A 2703-nucleotide genomic window follows, 5' to 3' on the forward strand; every position below is an offset into this window, starting at 1 on the left:
GCCCTTTATGCTATTGGGCATAGGATTAATGATTGGCGGCATGTTAATTGCTTTATATATGCCGATGTTTCAAGTTGTGTTGCTTATGGGAGAATGATGAGTTTTAAAAATTTATTAATCTTTTTTACGAATTTGCCGATATATTAATTTAGGAGCGAGTAAAATAAGGGCAAATCTATCGTAAGATGGGTCGGAAAGTTACCGGCTCTTCAAGGTGGAGGTAGATAGGTTACATAAAATTTTGCTAAAGATGTTTTTGTCTTCCGAAAGGGGGGAATGGCGTTTGAAGCAAAAAATTAATATTTTCTTAGTAAAGGGGGTGAATTCTGTGAGAAAATTTAAAGGAGAAAAAGGTTTTACGTTAGTCGAGTTGATGGTGGTTATTCTCATTATCGGAATCTTGGTGGGTATAGCTATTCCGGTGTATAACCAGGCACAAGCCAAAGCTAAAGCAAATGCGTGTAAGGCAAATTTAAGGACGTTGGATGGAGCCATTCAAACCTATAATGCAACTACGGGTGATTATCCAGATGTAGAGACTTATACAGACCTTGTTGCTAATGATATGTTGGTACCTGACTACATAAAGATTGCGCCAAAATGTCCTGACTCTGCCGGTATTTATACGTATACTAATGCTACCCATTCCGTAACTTGTAGTGTATCAGGTCATAATTATTAAAAAATAGCTTGAAAAGTGGTCCGAAAGGGCCACTTTTTTTGTGAGCTGTTTTGCTTTAAAATAAAAGTTGAGTTGAAGTTCAAATTATAGTTTCGAGGCGACATGAGAGATAAGGCGTTTATGAGGAATTTAACCGGGAAGAATGGTTTTTCTCTGGTTGAGTTGACGATAGTTATTTTTATAATATCTGTGCTGGTCAGCATAGCGGTCTTTTCTTTTCGGAACACCGAGGTGATAGATTTAAGAACATGTCAATCAAATCTCAAAATATTGGACGGGGCCATTGTGCAGTATTTTCTTAATGAAAACAGTTATCCTGGTGGGCTCGACGAGTTAGCTCCGAAATACATAAAGACCATGCCGAAGTGTCCAACGGATAAGACGAAAAGTTATGAGTATGATTCTGAAAAACATGAAGCGATATGCCCCAACGGGCACAGCTACCCGTAGGAAGTGGTTTTTTTGCGTTTCTTTATTCTAATCTTTTTTTTACTGCTGGGCTTAATAGTGGGTAGTTTTTTAAATGTTTGTATATATCGTATTCCCATCAATGAATCCATAGTAAAACCCTCATCTAAATGTCCAAAATGCAAAAAACCCCTAAAACCGTGGGATAATATTCCGCTTTTAAGCTATTTGGTGTTGGGCGGAAAGTGCAGGTATTGCCGGGAGCCGATATCTTTAAAGTATCCGCTTGTCGAATTTATAACGGGTGTTTTGTTTGCTCTTGCTTTTTTAAAGTTTGATTTAAGTTTAAGCTTGGTCTTAGGGATTTTTTTAATTTCGGTTCTCGTCGTGCTTACCTTCATTGACTTAAGTTATTTAATTATCCCAAACAAAATAATTTATCCCTCGTTGGTTATTGCTCTGGCCCTGGTGGCCATCAATTTTTTTACTGTTCCCTTTCTTCCTTTAGTTGGAGCTAAAAATCCTCTTTTTTCCATTTGTGGATTTTTAGGAGGAGGAGGGTTCTTGTTCCTTGTGGCCATATTGGGAGAAAAAATTTTTAAACAAGAAGTTATGGGTGGAGGAGATATTAAACTTGCTGCTCTTTTAGGAATTTTTTTGGGATGGTATGTGTGGCTGGCCTTATTTTTAGGTTTTTTATTTGGCTCAATTGTCGGAGTTACTTTGATGCTTCTCAAACAAAAAGGAAGAAAAGATTTCGTACCTTTCGGGCCGTTCTTGGCACTGGGAGGAATCTTAACCTTATTTTTTGGCCCTCAGATTTATAATTTATATGCGAGCTTATGGATGATTGGATAGTCTGTTAGTCGGTAGTCCGTAGTCGGGAGTTTGTTTGTTTTTTATACTCTATATTTCCCAGTCATTATGAGCACCATATCACTTTTACGAGGCATGGCAATCCGACGAAGTCATTGCCGTGCCGGCAGGGTCTTCCTACTTATTCATCTCTCGTAATGCGAAACTTTACTTCCTTCATTTCCGTGCCTACCGGCAGGCAGGTCTTGCTCGTCCAAAATTTCTTTTTTGTGGGTTGCTCCGGGCTCTTGATTCAAGCATTTTTCCTCCTCACTTCACTCCTCAGCGGCGACTTGAAGAACTCGCTCCGATAAATCGAAGCTCAAACAGCTTCAGTCGAAACCCCGCTTCATCGATTGTTCGTCGGCGCTCTCATAAATCACCTTCGAGCAACCCTCCCGGACTTAGAAACCAAAACTAATAAAAAACTCTTTTGATTTTCCTGGCGGCTGGAGTCTGGAAGCTGGTAGCTATTTTTGAATGATATGGCAATTTGGTGACATGGGACATAGAAACATAGATACGTGGAACTAGAAAACCAAGAAACAAGGCTGGTCATTGCGAGCGGAGCGCGGCAATCTCAAACTCACTGTCATTGCGTCTGCCCGCCTGTGGAGGGTCGCCATAAGCAATCTACCCGTATTTAAAAGACCCCAAAGGCTAGTTGACTATTGATTTCTGACTCTTGACTAAATTTGAATAGTTTATTTCTCCCTGTCTGACAGTAGGTATAATGAGCACGGTAGTTAAGAATTTTA

The 2703-nt window shown here is 39.6% G+C and carries 3 protein-coding genes; all 3 read left to right on the forward strand.

Translation table 11 applies throughout. The features are described 5' to 3' along the window. The first annotated feature begins 319 nt into the window (after positions 1-319). The 3 genes from Q7U95_RS06305 (at position 320) to Q7U95_RS06315 (ending at position 1948) form a co-directional block, all read left to right on the forward strand. Positions 320-682 carry a prepilin-type N-terminal cleavage/methylation domain-containing protein gene (locus Q7U95_RS06305; protein WP_308752852.1) on the forward strand — a complete coding sequence of 121 codons (363 nt, stop codon included), beginning with the start codon at positions 320-322 and terminating at the stop codon, positions 680-682. 102 nt (positions 683-784) lie between these two features. Then, positions 785-1132, forward strand: coding sequence for a prepilin-type N-terminal cleavage/methylation domain-containing protein (locus Q7U95_RS06310; RefSeq protein WP_308752854.1), 348 nt, complete (start codon positions 785-787; stop codon positions 1130-1132). A gap of 12 nt (positions 1133-1144) precedes the next feature. Next, positions 1145-1948, forward strand: a complete 804-nt coding sequence (locus tag Q7U95_RS06315; protein ID WP_308752856.1) for a prepilin peptidase — start codon at positions 1145-1147, stop codon at positions 1946-1948. Positions 1949-2703: the final 755 nt, after the last annotated feature.

This window comes from Candidatus Oleimmundimicrobium sp. (genome assembly GCF_030651595.1).
In the GTDB taxonomy this organism is placed as follows: Bacteria; Actinomycetota; Aquicultoria; order UBA3085; family Oleimmundimicrobiaceae; genus JAUSCH01.